The 2,259-nt window shown below is 60.6% G+C and carries 2 protein-coding genes; both read right to left on the bottom strand.

The genetic code is table 11. The annotated features are described in order from the left end of the window. A partial coding sequence (locus AC1D0P_RS24925) for a methyl-accepting chemotaxis protein (protein ID WP_477679188.1) occupies window positions 1-1,298 on the bottom strand: 1,298 nt, incomplete at its 3' end. Window positions 1,299-1,338: 40 nt separating this feature from the next. Continuing rightward, entirely contained in the window at window positions 1,339-1,833 is a 495-nt protein-coding gene (locus AC1D0P_RS24920) for a chemotaxis protein CheW (RefSeq protein ID WP_477679187.1), read from the bottom strand. Window positions 1,834-2,259: the final 426 nt, after the last annotated feature.

Raw genomic sequence — 2,259 nt, 5'->3', positions numbered from 1 at the left:
TCGGCGACCTGCTTGCTGCCCTCTTCGACCTTGTCGACCGAGTCGCCGATGAGCGTCTTGATTTCCTTGGCCGCTGCGGCGCTGCGCTGGGCCAGGTTGCGCACTTCAGCAGCCACCACCGCAAAGCCTCGGCCCTGCTCACCGGCACGGGCGGCTTCCACTGCCGCATTGAGCGCCAGGATATTGGTCTGGAAGGCGATGCCATCAATGACACCAATGATGTCGACGATCTTGCGTGAAGAAGCATTGATCGCCCCCATGGTGCCGACCACCTCGGCGACCACACTGCCGCCCTTGACGGCGACGCTCGAGGCGGACACCGCCAGCTGGTTGGCCTGACGTGCGTTGTCGGCGTTCTGTTTGACGGTCGAGGTCAGCTCTTCCATCGAAGCCGCCGTTTCTTCGAGCGAGCTCGCCTGCTCTTCGGTGCGCGAAGACAAGTCATGGTTGCCGGCCGCGATCTGGCTCGAGGCCGTCGCAATCGTGTCGGTGCCGCTGCGCACATTGCCCACAATACCGACCAGGCTGTCGTTCATGTCCTTGAGCGCCTGCATCAGCTGGCCTGTCTCGTCCTGGCTGTTCACCTCGATGCGGCTTGTCAGGTCGCCGGACGCCACGGTCTGGGCGATCTTCACCGCTTCGTTGATAGGTTGCGTGATGGAACGTGTGATCCACCAGGCGCCCAGGGCTCCCAGCACAATCGCCAATCCGGCCAGCGCCAGCATCAGGTTGCGCGAACCGGTGTACTCGGCTTTGGCTTCATCGAAGGACTTCCGGGACAGCTCGCGCTCGTAGTTGACGATGTCGTCGATGACGGCAATGGCCCTGCGGGTGGCGGGCGCCGACTCGCCCATCATGAGCGCCGTGGCTTCCGCGTTCTTGTTCTGCATCCCGAGCTCGACCACCTTGTTGACCAGCGGCGAGGCCGCCTTGATCGATTGGTCCAGCCTGTCCAGCAGCTCTTTTTCCTTGGCGTCCAGGGAGGACTCGACCAGCACCTTCTTGGCCTTGCCGTATTTTTCACGCGCGGCGGTCAGGCGGTTTTTCTGGTCCTGCATGGCGGCGGGGTCTTCCAGCAGCACGATGGTGCTGACGATCAGCGCGATGTCGCGGAAGTTGTCCACCATCTCGTTGGCCGCGAAATTCTTGACGTTGTTGCCGTCCACGATGCCGCCCAGCCGCTGCTGCACGCCCGACATCGCGTTAAGGCCCAGGCCGGCGATCGCCGCCAGAAGCACCAGGACCCCGAAAAATCCCGATCCCAGGCGTGTCCCTATTTTGAGGTTTGAGAAAGACATGATGTGCTTTGTTATGTGTGTTTCGTGGGGTGAGGCAAACCTAAGCGGTAGCGCGCTCAATCAAGGCCATGTCGCTGCTGGACATGAGCTTGTCGATGTCGACGAGGATGAGCATGCGTTCATCCAGCGTGCCCAGGCCTATGAGGTATTCGGTGTCCAGCAAGGCGCCCATCTCGGGCGCCGGCCTGACCTGCTCGGGGCTCAGCGTGATCACGTCCGAGACGCTGTCCACCACCATGCCCATGATGCGGCTGGCAATGTTCAGGATGATCACCACCGTGAACTGGTCATAACTCGGCGTGCCGAGGTTGAACTTGATGCGCATGTCCACGATCGGCACGATGATGCCGCGCAGGTTGACCACGCCCTTGATGTGTTCGGGCGCATTGGCAATGCGAGTCACCGTGTCGTAGCCGCGCAGCTCCTGTACTTTCTGGATGTCCACGCCGTACTCTTCCTGGCCCAGCGTGAAGGCCAGGAATTCCAGCGCCTTCGCGGCGGCTACGGGGTTGCTGTTGTTGTTTGTCTCGTGCATATGCAGTCCTTGGATGTCGATGGGGTCTCTGTCTATCTGTATGTATGGCTATCGGCCGCTGGCGGTGAAAACTTTAGTTGGCGTTTTCCCGGTGCTTGCTTCAGATAAAGGTTATCAAGCTGTACTAGTTGGAAATCGGGGGATAAGCGTGGAGTTATGGCCTTATCTTCCGGGAAGCCGGGTGGATAAGCCGGTCTTGCTCCGGCGGTGTGCCCTTCTCTTGATCTTGCTGGCCGGGGTTGCCGGCAGCAACTCACTTTCTTTTGCTTCGCCAAAAGAAAGTAAGCAAAGAAAAGGCGACCCGCAGTCTGGGTCCCTACGCTTCGCTWCGGGCAACCTGCGGTGCTCGACTACGGCGGGGTCTCGCTAAACTCGCTACGCTGCGCTTCGCTCAAACAACGCGATCCCTGATCCGCCTACGTCTGC

The organism is Polaromonas sp. P1_G2 (assembly GCF_056405515.1).
This window is presented reverse-complemented; position numbering and strand designations above follow the sequence as displayed.